The organism is Streptomyces sp. NPDC111802 (assembly GCF_055634335.1).
On sequence record NZ_JBVKCZ010000020.1, the window covers coordinates 13,944 to 30,421 of the forward strand.

Genomic DNA, 16,478 nt, shown 5'->3' on the forward strand with positions numbered 1-16,478 from the left:
GCCCCTGAAGGGGCGTGAACTGCACGTACTCAAGGGGCGCGGGGAACTGCGCGACCAGCCACAACGGACCCGCAGTCGCCCCACGACACCCATGGCACCCCCGAACGCGAATCAGTCCACTTCCGCCACCGCCTGGGCGAACTGCGCTTTGTACAACCGCGCATACGCCCCGTCGGCCGCCAACAGCTCCCCGTGCGCGCCCTGTTCCACGATCGCGCCGTTCTCCATGACGAGGATCGTGTCGGCGTCCCGGATCGTCGACAGCCGGTGCGCGATGACGAACGACGTACGCCCGTGCGCCAGTTTCGCCATCGCCTTCTGGATCAGCACCTCGGTACGGGTGTCGACCGACGACGTCGCCTCGTCGAGGACCAGGATCACCGGGTCGGACAGGAACGCCCGCGCGATGGTGATCAGCTGCTTCTCGCCCGCGCTGACCCCGGACCCCTCGTCGTCGATCACCGTGTCGTACCCCTCGGGCAGCGTACGGATGAACCGGTCGGCGTGGGCGGCCCGCGCCGCCTCCTCGATCTCGCCCCGGGTGACCTCCCTGGACGCCCCGTACGCGATGTTCTCCGCGATGGTGCCGCCGAACAGCCAGGTGTCCTGCAGCACCATCCCGATCCCGGCCCGCAGTTCGTCCCGGGACATACGGGAGACATCGACGCCGTCCAGGGTGATGCGCCCGGACGAGACCTCGTAGAAGCGCATCAGCAGGTTGACCAGGGTCGTCTTGCCCGCGCCGGTCGGGCCGACGATCGCGACCGTGTGCCCCGGTTCCACCTTCAGCGACAGGTCCTCGATCAGCGGCTTCTCGGGGTCGTACCGGAAGGACACACGCTCCAGCGCCACCCGGCCCCGCAGCTCCTCCGGCCGCACCCCCGGCACGGGATCCGCCTCCTGCTCCTCCGCGTCGAGCAGCTCGAAGATCCGCTCCGCCGAGGCGACACCGGACTGCACGAGGTTCGCCATCGACGCGACCTGCGTCAGCGGCATCGAGAACTGCCGCGAGTACTGGATGAAGGCCTGCACATCACCGATCGACAGCGAGCCCGACGCGACCCGCAGACCGCCGACCACCGCGACCAGGACGTAGTTGATGTTCGACACGAACAGCATCAGCGGCTGCATCACCCCGCTGTTGAACTGCGCCTTGAAGCCCGCCTCGTACAGCGCCTCGTTCTGCTCGGCGAACTGCTTCGCGGACTCCTCCTGCCGCCCGAACACCTTCACCAGGGTGTGCCCGGTGTACATCTCCTCGACGTGCGCGTTGAGCTTGCCCGTCGAGCGCCACTGCTGCACGAAGTGCGGCTGCGACCGCTTGCCCACACGCGTGGCGACGAAGAACGACACCGGCACGGTCACCAGCGCGACCAGCGCCAGCAGCCACGACACCCAGAACATCATCGCCAGCACTCCGATGATGGTGAGCACCGAGTTGATGAGCTGCCCCATCGACTGCTGGAGCGTCTGCCCGATGTTGTCGATGTCGTTGGTCGCCCGGGACAGCACCTCACCGCGCTGGCGCTTGTCGAAGTACGACAGCGGCAGCCGCGACAGCTTCGCCTGCACGTCCTCGCGCATCCGGTACATCGTGCGGTTCACGGCCCGGTTCACCAGCCGCGTCGCCACCGCCATCAGCAGACCGGCGACGACGAACACGGCGAGCGCGAAGAGCAGGACATGCCCGACGGCGGTGAAGTCGATGCCCTGGCCCGGCGTGAAGTCCGTGCTGCGCAGCATGTCGGCGATCTGGTCGTCACCGCGCTCCCGCATGGCCGCGAGGACCTGCTCCTTGGTCATCCCGGACTCGAACTGCCGCCCGACGATGCCCGCGAAGACCAGGTCGGTGGCCTCGCCGAGGATCTTCGGCCCGGCGACCGACAGGCCCACGCTCACGACCACGCAGCACAGCAGTGCATAGATCGTGATCCGCTCGGGCTTGAACTGGCCGATCAGCCGCCGGCCCGACACCTTGAAGTCCAACGAGCGCTGATCGGGACCGCCGCCGGCCATCATCCGTCCCATGGGCCCGGCCATCAGGCAGCCTCCGCTTCCGTCAGCTGGGAGAGCACGATCTCCCGGTATGTCTCGTTGTCCGCCATCAGCTCGTGGTGCCGGCCGGTGCCGACCACCCGGCCCTCGTCGAGGACGACGATCCGGTCCGCGTCCCGGATGGTCGCCACCCGCTGGGCGACGATGACGACGGTCGCCTCGGAGGTCTCACGCCCCAGCGCCGCACGCAGGGCGGCGTCGGTGGCGTAGTCGAGGGCGGAGAAGGAGTCGTCGAAGAGATAGATCTCCGGGCGCTGGACGAGGGTGCGAGCGATCGCGAGCCGCTGCCGCTGACCGCCGGACACGTTCGTCCCGCCCTGGGCGATGGGGGCGTCGAGCCCGCCCTCCAGCCGCTCCACGAACTCCTTGGCCTGCGCCACCTCCAGCGCGTGCCACAGCTCCTCGTCCGTCGCGTCGGGATTGCCGTAGCGCAGGTTGGTCGCCACCGTCCCGGCGAACAGGTACGGCTTCTGCGGTACGAGGCTCACGGTCTGCGCCAGCAGCTGGGGATCGATGGCCGCCACGTCCTCCCCGTCCACCAGCACCCGGCCGTCGGTCGCGTCGAACAGCCGGGGCACGAGCCCCAGCAGGGTCGACTTGCCGCTGCCGGTCGAGCCGATCACGGCCGTCGTCTCGCCCGGCCGGGCGACCAGGTCGATCGACTTCAGCACCGGTTCCTCGGCGCCCGGATAGCGGAAGCCCGCCCCCCGGATCTCCAGATGACCGTGCCGGCGCAGCTCCCGCACGGGCGCCACCGGCGGCACCACGCTCGACGAGGTGTCCAGGACCTCCTGGATGCGCTCGGCGCAGACCTCCGCGCGCGGCACCATCATGAACATGAAGGTGGCCATCATCACGGACATCACGATCTGCATGAGATAGGCGAGGAACGCGGTCAGGTCACCGATCTGCATCCCGCCGCTGTCGATGCGATGGGCGCCGAACCACACCACCGCGATGGACGACAGGTTCACCACCGTCATGACGATCGGGAACATCAGCGCGAGCAGATTGCCGGTGCCCGTCGCCATCTCGGTGAGCTCGGCGTTGGCCTTGCCGAAGCGCCGCTGCTCGTAGTCGTCGCGCACGAAGGCGCGGATGACACGGTTGCCGGTGATCTGCTCGCGCAGTACCCGGTTCACGGTGTCGAGGCGCACCTGCATGGTCCGGAACAGCGGCCGCAGCCGCCGCACGATCAGGAAAACGCTGATGCCGAGCACCGGCACCACGGCCACCAGCACCCCGGACAGCGGCACGTCCAGGCCGAGCGCCAGCACGATGCCGCCGACGCACATGATGGGCGCCGACACCATCAGCGTGAACGTCATCAGCGCCAGCATCTGCACCTGCTGGACGTCATTGGTCGTACGGGTGATCAGCGAGGGCGCGCCGAAGTGGCCCACCTCACGCGCCGAGAAGGACTGCACCCGGTCGAAGACGGCGGCCCGCACGTCCCGGCCGAGCGCCGCCGCGGTCCGGGCGCCGTAGTAGACGGCACCGATGTTGCACACGACCTGCGCCAGCGAGATGCCGATCATCAGCGCGCCGTAGCTGAGGATGTAGCCGGTGTCGCCGTTGACGACACCCTTGTCGATGATGTCCGCGTTCAGCGTGGGCAGGTAGAGAGTGGCGCAGGTCTGCAGGAACTGCAGCAGCACCAGCCAGGCGATGGGTTTTCGGTACGGACTGAGGTGGGTCCGCAGAAGTCGTATGAGCACGCTGCTTCTCTCGGAGTCGGCGACGGGGAGGCCATTGGTTGCCCCTGGCCCCTATCGTCGGACACTCCACCCGCGTTACCTCAACCGATTAAGCCGTCAGCGCTGCCGCGTACGGCCTTCCGGGTTCCGTTCCTACCGGTCTCTTACCTTCCGCATGCCCGGCCCGCCCCGACCGCTACGGCCGGAAGGCGCTCGGATGCGTCTGTTCGCGCACCGACACGAACTGCTGACGCACCGCCTGGCCCACCGCCAGTTCGTCACCGGGCTCCAGGATCTGCGCGGCCGCGCCCTGCCAGACGGGCGGGGTGCGCGGGTCGAGTGTGCCCTGCGACACCCCGAGCGCCCAGGCGGCCTGCCGGGCGGCGCCGATCGCCGCGTAGTCCGCGGGCTGCGGTACGACGACCTGCGCCCCGAACAGCGCGGGCGCCGCCGCCTGCACGGCCGGCAGCTCGGCGGCCGCCCCGAGCAGGAAGATCCGCCGCACCTCGACACCCCGCCCGCGCAGCACGTCGAGCGCGTCCGCGAGCCCGCACAGCATGCCCTCGAACGCGGCCCGCGCCAGATGCTCCGGCTTCATCGACTCCCGCCGCAGCCCGGCCAGCGTCCCGGCGGTGTGCGGCAGATTCGGCGTCCGCTCGCCCTCGAGATAGGGCAGCAGCACGAGCCCATGGGCCCCCGGCGTCGACTTCATCGCCAGGTCGGACAGACCCTCCAGGTCGGACACACCGAGGAGTTCGGCGGTGCCGCGCAGGGTACGTACGGCGTTGAGGGTCGTGACGACCGGCAGGTGCATACCGGTCGCGTCGGCCAGGGAGGTGATCATCCCGGAGCTGTCGACGAGTGCCTCGGGGTGAACGGCCATCACGGACCCGGAGGCGCCGAGCGAGACGACGGCGTCGCCCAGCCCGATGCCGAGCCCGAAGGCGGCGGCCATGGTCTCGCCCGTCCCCGCGGAGATCAGCAGCCCCTCCGGCGTCGTACCGGCCGCCTCGGCCGGCCCGATCACCTCGGGCAGCATCGCCTGGTGGCCGAGGGCCAGCTCGACGAGATCGGTGCGGTAGGCGCCGGTCGCCGCCGACCAGTAGCCGGTGCCGGAGGCGCCGCCCCGGTCTGTGGTCCTTCTCACGGGCCGGCCGAGCAGCTGCCACACCAGCCAGTCGTGCGCCTGCATCAGCACGGCGGCGCGCGCGGCGTGCTCCGGCTCGGTCTTGGCGAGCCAGCGCAGCTTGGACACCGGCTGCGCGGCCTGCGGCACACAGCCCACGGCCTGCGCCCACGCCTCGCGCCCGCCGAGCGCGTCGATCAGATCCGCCGCCGCGACCTGGGCCCGCTTGTCGCCGCCGACCATCGCCGGGCGCACGGTGTTGCCCTGGGCGTCGAGCGGTACCACCGCGTTCTGCTGCGTGGACACGCCGATGGCCTGCACGCCTTCGAGCAGCCCGCCGCCGGCCGCCTCACCCAGTGAGAGCAGCCAGGCCTGCGGGTCGACGTCGGAGGGACGCGCCGTGCCGTCCGGCGACTCCACCGGGTGCGGGGCATACCCCTGCCTGAGCACGGCGCCTGTGTCCGCGTCGCAGACGACGATGCGAGTGAAATCGGGCGAACTGTCCAACCCGGCGACTATCCCCATGGCCCAAATTGTGCCGTAGCGCTGCGCTTACTTGGGCCGTGGGCGTCGTGGGGGTTCATGGCGTCTTTCGGATGCGGGTGTGTGGAGGGCTGGTCGCGCAGTTCCCCGCGTCCCTTCGGGGCGCGGCACTTTCGGGCGTCCAAGAAGTGCCGTCAGGTGTTGCTCGTGCCCCAGTCGTCCTCCGCGCCTCCGTTGTGGGAGCTGCGTTCCCGTAGGGAGCGGACTCGCTGGGCCACCGTCTCGGGGACTCGGTCGCCGACCTTCTCGCTGACCGTGTGGTACGCCTTGCCCGCGAAGACACGGCCCTGTTGGGCCGCTGACTCGGCGGTGTTGCGCACCGTGGGGTTCCGGGAGATCTCCCCAGCGGTCTTCTTCAGCTGCTCGTAGCGCTCGCGTCCCGCGCGTGTGCCCAGGACGTAACCGACGGCGACTCCGACGACGAACGTGACTCGGTAGCGCATGGCTGCCACCCTTCGCTTGGTAGGTCCCTGGTGCGGCGTCGATGCCTGGGGGGAACCGATTGGCGGAGCACCCCCCTGCTTGCGCTAATGTATGTGTCGCAGCGAGCGCACGCCCCCTGGCGATTACCCAGGTAGGTACGTTCGATGCAACGAGGCATTCCTCCGTAGCTCAATTGGCAGAGCAGCCGGCTGTTAACCGGCAGGTTACTGGTTCGAGTCCAGTCGGGGGAGCTCGGTCCTCCGTAGCTCAATTGGCAGAGCAGCCGGCTGTTAACCGGCAGGTTACTGGTTCGAGTCCAGTCGGGGGAGCATGCTGAACGAGGACCCCACTCAGGGGTCCTTTTTCATGTCCTCATCCCTGTCATGGAACCGCGCAGGTCACAGCGGAGTCCTTCAGGGCATGCGAAGTCGACCATGCGAAGCAGGAGATCGTATGAGCGGCTATGCTGCGGCAGACGGCGCGCACACTTGTACGCGACACGCCGCTATGGGGCGGTAGCTCAGCCGGTTAGAGCAGCGGACTCATAATCCGTCGGCCGTGGGTTCGAGTCCCACCCGCCCCACTGTGCTCGTCCGTGACCCGCGGAAACGTCTCAGCAGGGGTGCGGATTCAGGGCTTTGGGCCAACGGACTGAATCTGCTGCTCGTGAGTTCAACGGCGTTGTCATCATGGTTGGTTGCCGCAGCTCTGACCTGCGCAGACGTATGTGGTGGGCACCGGGATACTGGGCGACCTCTCGATCGCTGGGCTGCCGTCGCGGCCCGAGCTGAAAGCGTCGGCGAAGCCGCTCGTACTGAAACGGCTTCGACGAAGCCTTGCGTCTGACTCCTCAGCTCGGCAGTCGACGTGGTTGCCCTCCGGACACGGCGCAGGTTTCCGAGGCCGCATAGAGGCCGGGCCTGGTTGCTATGCGGCCCATACCGCCGAGGACCGCCCCGCCTGGTTGCGATTCGAGGTCCGGGAGGTCGCGCGGTGCCGGCAGCCATCTGGTCGGGATCGGTGCCCGTTCCCGCGTTCAGGTCGCGGGAACGGGCATGCCGCGTTCAGGCATGCGGCAGGAGCCGCTCGACGTCGGTCTCCAGTGCCGCTTCGTCCGCCCAGGGCGGGTTCGCACCGGGGACGGAACAGGTCAGGGCAGCGACGCGGGCGGCGAACGAGCAGGCGTCGGTGACGTCCTCAAGGCTCAGCCGGTCGAGTCGGCCACCGAGGTGTCCGAGGGCGGCTAGTCGGTGGAGCAGACCGCGGTGAAGGAGTCCCCGGCACCGACGGTGTCCGCGACATCCACAGCCGGGGTCGGGACGGTGACGCGGAGGCCGTCGAGGGAGGCGAGGGAGCCGCGTCCGCCGAGCGTGATGACGACGAGGCGCGCGCCGGCTGCGTGCCAGGTGTCGCAAGCCTCCTCAAGGGTGGCGCCGGGCAGGAGCAGCGCGAGGTCGTCCTCACTGAGCCGGAGGATGTCGGCGAGGGCGCACCAGCGGGGCAGCCGCTCGCGGTAGGCGGAGGGCGGCACGAGGAGGGGGCGGACGTTGGGGTCGATGGACACGGTTACGTGCTCGCGCGCCTTGGCGAGGTGGTCCTCGATACGGCTGCCGCCGGGCTGGCGTATCAGCGCCAGGGAGCCTGTGTGCAGGCAAGCCGCGCCGTCCGACCTCGTGGCGGCGAGTTCCTCGTCGGTCCACTGCCAGTCGGCGGCGCTATCGGCGTAGAAGGTGTAGGTGGCCTGGCCGGTGTCGTCGAGGTCGGCGACGGCGAGGGTGCTGGGCTCGGGGGTGGCGGTCACGCTGCCGGTCAGGTCGACCCCGGAGTCGCTGAGGCGGGCACGGAAGAGGGTGCCGAAGGCGTCGGTGGAGAACCGTCCGAGGAAGCGGGTGGGGGTTCCGAGCCGGGCAAGGGCGACGGCGGTGTTCGCGGGTCCGCCACCGGGCAGGGCGCGCAGCGCGAGTTCGCCGGGGCCGGATCGGGCGAGGTCGGTGAAGGCGTCGGCGACGCACTCGCCGAGGACGGTGACGTTGCTGGGGGCCTGGGGTCGGGCCATGGCGACTGCTTGCCTCTCTCGGAAGGGCGCGGGGCTGCCCGGTAACGGGCCGGTGGCCAGATGCAGCCCATGCATAGGTATTGACATGCCGCTCAAGACGGACGTAACTTCCCTGCCACACGGAAGTAACGCGCGTTATTAAAGCGCGAAACCGGAGGCGCTGTCTTACCCTCGGTCGGGCGAAAGGGACTGGAAGTGGCCACGAACAAGTCGCAGCGCGTCACCATGAGCGATGTGGCGCGCCACGCGGGTGTCTCGCGGACCACCGTCTCCTTCGTCCTCAACGACAAGCCCGGCGCCGCCATCCCCGAGGAGACCCGTCGGCGGATCCTGGAGGCGATCGACGAGCTCGGCTATCGGCCCAACGCCGGGGCGCGGGCGCTGGCCGCGAACCGCAGCGGGTGGTTCGGGCTGATCACCGAGATCGTGACCGGCCCGTTCGCGGGCGAGGTGATCACGGGCGCGCAGAGCCGCGCCTGGGGTGACCGGAGGTTCCTGCTGATCGCCGCAAGCGAGGGCGACCCCGCCCAGGAGGCCGCCGCGCTCGACCAGATGCTGGAGCACCGCGTGGAGGGGCTGCTGTACGCCACGACCTGGCACCGGGCCGTCACGCTCCCCAAAGCCGTCCGCGAGGTGCCGACGGTGCTCGTCAACTGCTACGACGCCGAAGGGGAGCTGCCGTGCATCCTGCCCGACGAGGTGTCGGGCGGATACAAGGCGACCCGCCGGCTCCTGGACGCCGGTCACACCCGCATCGGGTTGATCAACCTCGACCCGGCGATCCCGGCCGCCATCGGCAGGCGCGAGGGGTACGAACGTGCCCTGCGCGAGGCCGGGATCACCCCCGACCCCTCCCTCGTCGTCCCTGGCTGGGCGACCGCCGACGGCGCCTATGACGCCGCCTGCGAACTGCTGGACCGCCCGGCCGGCGACCGGCCGACCGCGCTGTTCTGCGGAAACGACCGCATGGCGATGGGCGCGTACGACGCGATCAAGGAACGTGGGCTGCGCATCCCGCACGACGTGGCCGTGGTGGGGTTCGACAACCAGGAACTCATCGCCGCCTATCTGCGGCCGAAGCTGACGACGCTGGCCCTGCCCTTCGAGGCCATGGGCACCAAGGGCATCGACATGCTCGCCGCTCTCGCAGCGGGGCAGCCGCTCGACACCCCTCGGGTGACGATCGACTGCCCGCTGCTCGAACGCTCGTCGGTCTGACCGCTAATCAGTCCGTCGAGGAATCCCATCCCCGTCTTCGCCCTGTGTGTTGAAGAGAGGAAAAGAGTCTCCATTATGGCACCCTCCCGCATACCTTCACGGCGGTCCCGAGCCGTCCTGAGAGCGGTCACGGCGACCGCCGCCGCGGCCCTGGTCCTGTCCGCCTGTACGGGTGGCTCGGGCACCTCCGGCGCCGGTGACACGTCCGGCAACCAGCTGCTCACCATCCCGCGTGAGGATCTGGCGACGTTCACGCGCAATTTCAACCCGCTCTCCCCGCAGGCCGCCCCCATGACCAAGGAGGCCGTCTACGAGCCGCTGGTCGTGCACAGCATGGCGGACGCCAAGGACACGCCGTGGCTCGCGACCAAGTGGGAGCAGGCCAAGGACGGCAAGTCCCTCACCTTCACGCTGCGCGAGGCCGTCAAGTGGTCGGACGGCAAGCCGCTCGTCGCCGACGACGTCGTCTACACCTTCGAGCTGCGCAAGAAGGTGCTCGGCGGCCTGGAGTACCTCGACAAGGTCACCGCGGTCGACGAGCACACGGTGAAGTTCTCCTTCAACAAGCCCTTCTCGCCCGGCTTCTTCGAGATCGCCGGCCAGCAGATCATGCCGAAGCACATCTGGTCCGAGGTCAAGGACCCGGCGAAGTTCACCAACCCGAATCCGGTCGGCACCGGCCCGTACTCCAAGATCGAGAAGTTCCAGGCCCAGTCGTACGAACTGCGCAAGAACCCCGACTACTGGCAGCCCGCGAAGCAGCGGATCGCCGGTATCCAGATGCTCGCCTTCTCCGGCAACGACAGCGCCAACCTCGCCTTCACCAACGGTGAGGCGGACTGGACGCAGTCGTTCATCCCGGACATCGAGAAGTCCTTCGTGGCCAGGGACAAGAAGCACAACCACTACTGGAACCCGCCCACGGGCGCCATGATCAACTGGCAGCTGAACACCACGAAGGCCCCCTTCGACGACCCGGCCCTGCGCAAGGCGCTCAGCATGGCCGTGGACCGCGACCAGATCACCAAGGTCGCGATGAACGGCTACGCCGAGCCCGCCGACTGCGCGGGCCTGGCCCGCACGTACGACAAGTGGCGCGACAAGGACCTCGCCGCGTCCTGTACCTGGACGAAGTACGACACCGACGCGGCGGCCAAGGCCCTCGACGCGGCCGGCTACAAGGAGAGCGGCGGCAAGCGGAAGCTGAAGAACGGCAAGAACTTCACGCTCGACATCTCCGTCGGCTCCGCCTCCTCCGACTGGATCTCGGCCGCGAACATCATCAAGCAGAACCTCGCGAAGGTCGGCATCACCGCCACCGTGAGGACGCCCGACTGGGGGGCGGTGGTCAGCTCGTACGAGCAGGGCACCTTCGAGACCGGCATCGTGTGGAGCAGCAACGGTGCCACCCCGTACGAGTACTTCCGCGACGTGATGTCGAGCGGGATGCTCAAGCCCGTCGGCGAGAAGGCCACGCAGAACTACCACCGTTACGCCGACCCGAAGGCCGACAAGCTCATCGACGCCTTCGCCGCCGCCACGGACGAGAGCGGGCAGCGCGAGCAGGTCAACGCCCTGCAGAAGCTGTACGACAAGGACGCCCCCGCGGTGCCCCTGTTCACCGGACCCGAGTTCGGCGCGTACACCGACTCCCGCTTCACCGGCTGGCCGTCGGAAGACAACCCGTACGCCACCCTCGGCAACCGCAACACCAGCACGATCCTCGTGCTCACCTCGCTGAAGCCCGTCAAGAGCTGACGCGAGTCCGCGTGGACCGGCGGCCGTCCTCCTCCCCGATCTGGACGGCCGCCCCCACGCACCGCATCCCCGTTCACCCCCACCGACAGGGAGCACGAGCAGTGCGTCTCATCCTGCGCAACCTGGGGTTCTATCTGCTGGCCTTCTGGGCCTCCATCACCCTCAACTTCCTGCTTCCGCGCTTCATGCCGGGCGACCCGGTCTCCCGGATGTTCGCGCAGCAGGCGGGTGCGATGCAGCCCGAGCAGATAGCCCAGTTGCGGAAACTCTTCGGCCTCGACGACCGTCCCTTGTGGGAGCAGTACGTCTCCTACGTCAAGAGCGTCTTCACCGGCGACCTCGGCATCTCCATCTCCCGCTTCCCGACCCCGGTCACCGAAGTGATCGGCTCGCAGATCGGCTGGACGCTGCTGCTCGGCGGTACCGCCCTCGTCATCGCGGCCGTCGTCGGCAACCTGCTCGGCATCGTCGCCGCCTGGCGGCGTGGCGGCGTCCTCGACTCCGCCTTCCCACCGCTGCTGATCTTCGTCGGCTCGTTCCCGTACTTCTGGCTGGCGATGGGCGCGCTGTACCTGTTCGGGGTGACCCTGGGCTGGTTCCCGCTGCGGCACGCCTACGACGCGGGTCTGACCCCCGGCCTCAACGCCGAGTTCATCTCCAACGCCGGCACCCACCTCGTGCTCCCGGCACTCACCGTCGTGGCCGTCACCGTCGGCAGCTGGATGCTGGGCATGCGCAACACCATGATCGCCACGGCGGCCGAGGACTACATCACCATGGCCGAGGCGAAGGGGCTCAGCCCCTCGCGGATCATGTTCCGCTACGCCGCCCGCAACGCGCTGCTCCCCTCCGTCACCAACTTCGGCATGGGCCTCGGCTTCGTCGTCGGCGGCGCCCTGCTCACCGAGGTCGTGTTCGCCTACCCCGGCATCGGCTTCCAGCTGCTGGCAGCCGTGCAGGGCCTCGACTACCCCCTGATGCAAGGCATCTTCCTCACCATCACGGCAGCCGTGCTCCTGGCGAACTTCCTGGTCGACCTCATCTACGTCCGCCTCGACCCGCGCGTGCGCGTCCGCTGAAGGGAGCCGACGAGACATGACCGCCGTAGACATCGCGGGCGACACCCCGGCCGCAGCCCCGTCAGCCCCGCCCACCGCGCAGGGACCGGGCCGACGACGCGGACTGGTACGCCAGCTCCTCGGCAGCAAGAAGGCGCTGTCGGGCCTGTGCCTGCTCGTCGTCTTCGCAACTCTGGCGCTGCTCGCGCCCGTCCTCGCCCCCGGCGATCCCTCCCTGATCAACTCCACCGGCAGTCAGGCCCCATCGGGAGCGCACTGGCTCGGTACGACCACGAAGGGACAGGACGTCCTCGCGCTCACCCTGTGGGGCGCGCGCTCCTCGATGTTCGTCGGGTTCACCGTCGGACTCGCGGCGACCGGCATCGCCATCCTCGTGGGCCTCGCGTCCGCGTACTTCGGCCGGCTGTTGGACGACGCGCTGACCCTGATCACCAACGTCTTCCTGCTGCTGCCCGGCCTGCCGCTGCTGGTCATCCTGGCGGCGTTCCTGCCCCCGGGAACATCCACCGTCGTCCTGGTACTGGTGATCACCGGCTGGGCGGGCTCGGCCAGGGTGCTGCGCGCGCAGGCCAGGTCGATCCGCGGCAAGGACTTCGTGGCCGCCGCCGTCGTCACCGGTGAGGGCCCGCTGCGGATCATGTTCCGGGAGATCCTCCCCAACATGGCGTCCGTGGTGATGACCACCCTGCTGGGCTGTGTCGTCTTCGGCATCACGTCCCAGGCGGCGCTCGAGTTCCTCGGCCTCGGCGACAGCAGCGTCGTCAGCTGGGGCACCAACCTCTACTGGGCCAGCAACGACGGCGCGCTGATGACCGGCACGTGGTGGGTCTTCATCCCCTCCGGACTGTGCATAGCCCTCGTCGCCTTCGCGCTCGCGCTGGTCAACTACGCGGTCGACGAGATCACCAACCCGAGGCTGCGCTCCGCGAGGCGTCGACCCGTGAAGAGGAGGGGCTGAGCCATGGACCCCGTACTTGAGGTGCGTGACCTACGGGTCGAGTACCGCGGTGACGGCCGTACGGTCGTCGGGGCGGACAACGTGTCGTTCGAGATCGGCGCGGGTGAGATCTTCGGCCTCGCCGGAGAATCCGGCTGCGGCAAGTCGACCATCGCCAACGCGGTGATGCGGCTGCTGAAGCCCCCGGCGGAGATCACCGCGGGCAGCATCCGCTTCCAGGGCCGCAACGTCCTCGCCTTGGACGCACGCGAGCTGCGCGCCTTCCGGTGGCGGGAGATCGCCATGGTCTTCCAGTCGGCGATGAACTCGCTCAACCCCGTCCTGACCATCGGCGAGCAGATCGTCGACATCTTCACCACCCACGAGCGGATGAAGAAGCGCGCCGCGCGGGAGCGGGCCGGCGAGCTGCTTCAGCTGGTCGGCATCGACCCGGGAAGGCTGAAGGCGTACCCGCACCAGCTCTCCGGCGGCATGCGCCAGCGCGTGGTCATCGCCATGGCCGTCGCACTGCGCCCCCGGATGCTGATCATGGACGAGCCGACCACCGCGCTCGACGTGGTCGTGCAGCAGGAGATCATGGCGCAGATCCGCGACCTCCAGCGTGAGCTGGGCTTCTCCATCCTCTTCATCACCCACGACATGTCCCTGATGGTCGAGCTGTCGGACCGCATGGGCGTGATGTACGGCGGACGGATCGTCGAACTCGCCGACGCCAAGGACCTGTTCGCCCAGCCGCTCCACCCCTACACCGAGGCGCTGATGAACGCCTTCCCGCCGCTGACCGGCCCGCGCCAAGAACTCACGGGCCTCTTCGACGTCCCGCGCACCGCCGACAGCTGTGGCTTCCACGTCCGCTGTCCCGAGGACCGCTCGGACTGCTCCACGAACATCCCCGACCTGCGCGAGATCGCGCCCGGCCGCTGGGTGGCCCGCAGCCTCGAAGGAGCCCCCCGATGACCGAACCCCTGCTGTCCGTACGCGGTCTGACCAAGGACTTCCAGGTCGGCACCGTCTTCTCCCGGCGCCGTGTCCGAGCCGTCAACGACGTCTCCTTCGACCTCCCGGCCGGCCGGATCACCGCCCTGGTCGGCGAGTCCGGCAGCGGCAAGTCCACCATCGCCCGCTGTCTCGCCCGCCTCGAACAGCCCTCCGCCGGACAGGTGCTGCTCGACGGCGAGGACGTCCTGCGCACCGAGCGGCGCCGGGCGTCACGGGCGTACCGCCGCAAGGTCCAGATGGTGTTCCAGGACCCCTTCGGCTCACTCAACCCCGTCCACCGCATCGAGCACTTCCTCACCCGGGCCCTCGTCCTGCACGGCCATCAGGCCACTCCCGAGGCGCTGCGCGAGCTGATGAAAACGGTCGGCCTGACCGAGGACATGCTCCAGTCCTACCCGCACGAACTCTCCGGCGGCCAGCGTCAGCGCGTCTCCATCGCTCGCGCGTTGGCGGTGGAACCGCGCCTCGTCCTGGCCGACGAACCGACCTCGATGCTGGACGTCTCCGTACGCGTCGGCGTGCTCAACCTGATGCGGCGACTGCGCGAGGAGCGGAACATCGCCATGCTCTACATCACCCACGACCTGGGCTCCGCTCGCTATCTCGCCGACACCACGATGGTCATGTTCGCCGGCGAACTCGTCGAGGGCGGCGACGCACTGGCCGTCATGGACGCCCCCGCCCACCCCTACACCCGCCTGCTGCTGTCCGCCGTACCCGACCCCGAACGGGCCGGCAGCTACGACCCCGTCGAGCGGGCCAGGCTCCGCGAGGCAATCCTCAACCCCACGTCCTGCCCCTACGGCGACGACGGCACGTGCAGCCGCACCGAGCCCGTCCGCCACATCGTCGGCGAGGACGACGGCCAGCCCCACTGGGTGCGCTGCCATCTGCGCGCACCCGCCTCCGACATCGCCCGCCGCGTCCTGAAGGTCACCGACCGGCCGGACGGCAAGGCCACGGACGACACCGACGCCACTGAGAAAGCGGAGACCACCGCCGCATGACCCACGACCTCACCTTCCCCTCCGGCAGCCACACCGCCGAGGGGCTGGCCGAACGCGCCCTGCGCGACCCCCACCGCCCCCGCTTCCACTTCACCTCGCCCGGCGGCTGGCTCAACGACCCCAACGGGCTGAGTCACTGGAACGGCGTCTACCACCTCTTCTACCAGTACAACCCGCTCGCCGCCGCCCACCACCGCATCCACTGGGGCCACGCCACCAGTACCGACCTCGTGCACTGGGCCGACGAGCCGGTCGCCCTGGTGCCGGGCTCGGACGGCCCGGACCGCGACGGCTGTTGGTCCGGTGTCCTGGTGGACGACAGGGGAGTGCCCACGCTCGTCTACTCGGGCAGGCACGGCGAGCATGAACTCCCGTGCGTGGCCAGGGGATCGGCGGATCTGAGGTACTGGACCAAGGACCCGGCCAACCCGGTCATCACCGCCCCGCCGGAGGGCGTCGACATCACGGCCTTCCGCGACCACTGCGTCTGGCGGGAGGGCTCCGGCGAGAACACGGTGTGGCGCCAGCTGGTGGGCTCGGGAATCCGGGGCGTCGGCGGAACGGCCTTTCTGTACGAATCCGACGACCTGCGCAGCTGGCGCTACGTCGGCCCCCTGCTGACCGGCGACGCCTCGCAGAACCAGGGCGAGCTCGACTGGACCGGCACGATGTGGGAGTGCGTCGACCTCTTCCGGCTCGGCGAGGACGGGGAGGCCGGCAGTACCGATGTGCTGGTCTTCTCCGCCTGGGACGAGGGCACCACCCACCACCCCCTGTACTGGACCGGCCGCTACCAGGGCGACACCTTCACCACCACAGCCCTCCACCGCCTCGACTACGGCGGCCGCTACTTCTACGCCCCCCAGTCCACCCGTGACGAGCAAGGCCGCCGCATCATGCTCGGCTGGCTCCAGGAGGGCCGGACGGACGAGGCGAACGCGCAGGCCGGCTGGTGCGGTGTGATGTCCCTGCCGAGGGTCGTCACGCTCGCCACGGACGGCGGCCTGCATCAGGCCCCGGTGCCGGAGCTGACCGAGCTGCGGCGGGAGCGCGTGGAGGTGGCTCCGGGCCGGCTGGCTGACCCGTACACCCGGCTGCCCGCCGTGCGCGGGGACCAGCTGGACATCGAGACGACCCTGAGTCTCGCTCCCGGAGCGACCGCCCGGCTCGTGCTCCGCGAGACACCGGACGGCGCGGAACGCACGGTCGTGGAGGTGAGCCGGTCGCACAACGGAGCGAGCGGCACCCTCCGCCTGCACCGCGAGACCAGCAGTCTCGACCCGACGGTCGACACCGAACCCCGGTACGGAGAGCTGCCGTTGGCCCCCGACGGGCGGGTCGACCTGCGGGTCCTCGTCGACCACTCCGCACTGGAGATCTTCGCCAACGGGCGTGCCCTGACCGCCCGTATCTACCCCACCCGCCCGGACGAGGCCGTCGGCGTCGGTATCGGTGCCGACGGCGACGTGACTCTGGAGCGGTTCGACGCCTGGCAGATGGCGTCGGCCTTCACCGACGGACTCCGGCCGCTGTGGCCGTGACGGTCTTACACACGGCCA

The 16,478-nt window shown here is 69.4% G+C and carries 11 protein-coding genes, 3 tRNA genes and 1 pseudogene; 10 read left to right on the forward strand and 5 right to left on the reverse strand.

Features of this window, described 5'->3' with window-relative positions:
- Nucleotides 1-111: 111 nt before the first annotated feature.
- The 4 genes from ACZ7NC_RS22640 to ACZ7NC_RS22655 form a co-directional block, all read right to left on the reverse strand.
- Nucleotides 112-2,040 carry an ABC transporter ATP-binding protein gene (locus ACZ7NC_RS22640; RefSeq protein WP_471490718.1) on the reverse strand — a complete coding sequence of 643 codons (1,929 nt, stop codon included), beginning with the start codon at nt 2,038-2,040 and terminating at the stop codon, nt 112-114.
- On the reverse strand, nt 2,040-3,773 hold the full coding sequence (locus tag ACZ7NC_RS22645; RefSeq protein ID WP_471490720.1) for an ABC transporter ATP-binding protein: 1,734 nt from the start codon (nt 3,771-3,773) through the stop codon (nt 2,040-2,042). The genes ACZ7NC_RS22640 and ACZ7NC_RS22645 overlap by 1 nt, the downstream gene beginning before the upstream one ends.
- Before the next feature lie 175 nt (nt 3,774-3,948).
- On the reverse strand, nt 3,949-5,403 hold the full coding sequence (locus ACZ7NC_RS22650; RefSeq protein WP_471490721.1) for an FGGY family carbohydrate kinase: 1,455 nt from the start codon (nt 5,401-5,403) through the stop codon (nt 3,949-3,951).
- Nucleotides 5,404-5,555: 152 nt separating this feature from the next.
- Nucleotides 5,556-5,864 (reverse strand): YtxH domain-containing protein, encoded by a 309-nt coding sequence (locus ACZ7NC_RS22655; protein ID WP_471490722.1) that lies wholly within the window; start codon nt 5,862-5,864, stop codon nt 5,556-5,558.
- Nucleotides 5,865-6,022: 158 nt separating this feature from the next.
- Here ACZ7NC_RS22655 and ACZ7NC_RS22660 point away from each other — a divergent pair.
- From ACZ7NC_RS22660 to ACZ7NC_RS22670, 3 genes are all read left to right on the forward strand, one after another.
- Nucleotides 6,023-6,095 (forward strand) — tRNA-Asn (locus tag ACZ7NC_RS22660).
- A 5-nt stretch (nt 6,096-6,100) separates the two neighbouring features.
- Nucleotides 6,101-6,173: transfer RNA gene (locus ACZ7NC_RS22665), tRNA-Asn, on the forward strand.
- Between the two features lie 180 nt (nt 6,174-6,353).
- Nucleotides 6,354-6,427: transfer RNA gene (locus ACZ7NC_RS22670), tRNA-Ile, on the forward strand.
- 481 nt (nt 6,428-6,908) lie between these two features.
- On the opposite strand, the pseudogene ACZ7NC_RS22675 reads toward ACZ7NC_RS22670, so the two are convergent.
- A pseudogene (locus ACZ7NC_RS22675) lies at nt 6,909-7,900 on the reverse strand (carbohydrate kinase family protein).
- 195 nt (nt 7,901-8,095) lie between these two features.
- On the opposite strand from ACZ7NC_RS22675, the gene ACZ7NC_RS22680 reads away from it, so the two are divergent.
- The 7 genes from ACZ7NC_RS22680 to ACZ7NC_RS22710 all read left to right on the forward strand — a co-directional run bounded on the left by ACZ7NC_RS22680 (nt 8,096) and on the right by ACZ7NC_RS22710 (nt 16,460).
- Nucleotides 8,096-9,118 carry a LacI family DNA-binding transcriptional regulator gene (locus tag ACZ7NC_RS22680; RefSeq protein WP_471490724.1) on the forward strand — a complete coding sequence of 341 codons (1,023 nt, stop codon included), beginning with the start codon at nt 8,096-8,098 and terminating at the stop codon, nt 9,116-9,118.
- 75 nt (nt 9,119-9,193) lie between these two features.
- A complete protein-coding gene (locus ACZ7NC_RS22685) occupies nt 9,194-10,876 on the forward strand; it encodes an ABC transporter substrate-binding protein (protein WP_471490726.1) in 1,683 nt (560 codons plus the stop codon).
- Nucleotides 10,877-10,977: 101 nt separating this feature from the next.
- The gene (locus ACZ7NC_RS22690; protein WP_190047318.1) at nt 10,978-11,955 is read left to right on the forward strand and encodes an ABC transporter permease; all 978 of its coding nucleotides are present in this window, start codon (nt 10,978-10,980) and stop codon (nt 11,953-11,955) included.
- Between the two features lie 16 nt (nt 11,956-11,971).
- Nucleotides 11,972-12,913, forward strand: coding sequence for an ABC transporter permease (locus tag ACZ7NC_RS22695; RefSeq protein ID WP_471490727.1), 942 nt, complete (start codon nt 11,972-11,974; stop codon nt 12,911-12,913).
- 3 nt (nt 12,914-12,916) lie between these two features.
- Nucleotides 12,917-13,870: an ABC transporter ATP-binding protein gene (locus ACZ7NC_RS22700; protein ID WP_471490728.1), complete on the forward strand. Its 954-nt coding sequence runs from the start codon at nt 12,917-12,919 to the stop codon at nt 13,868-13,870.
- Nucleotides 13,867-14,919, forward strand: a complete 1,053-nt coding sequence (locus ACZ7NC_RS22705) for an ATP-binding cassette domain-containing protein (RefSeq protein WP_471490729.1) — start codon at nt 13,867-13,869, stop codon at nt 14,917-14,919. The genes ACZ7NC_RS22700 and ACZ7NC_RS22705 overlap by 4 nt, the downstream gene beginning before the upstream one ends.
- A complete protein-coding gene (locus ACZ7NC_RS22710; protein ID WP_471490730.1) occupies nt 14,916-16,460 on the forward strand; it encodes a glycoside hydrolase family 32 protein in 1,545 nt (514 codons plus the stop codon). The genes ACZ7NC_RS22705 and ACZ7NC_RS22710 overlap by 4 nt, the downstream gene beginning before the upstream one ends.
- Nucleotides 16,461-16,478 lie beyond the last annotated feature (18 nt).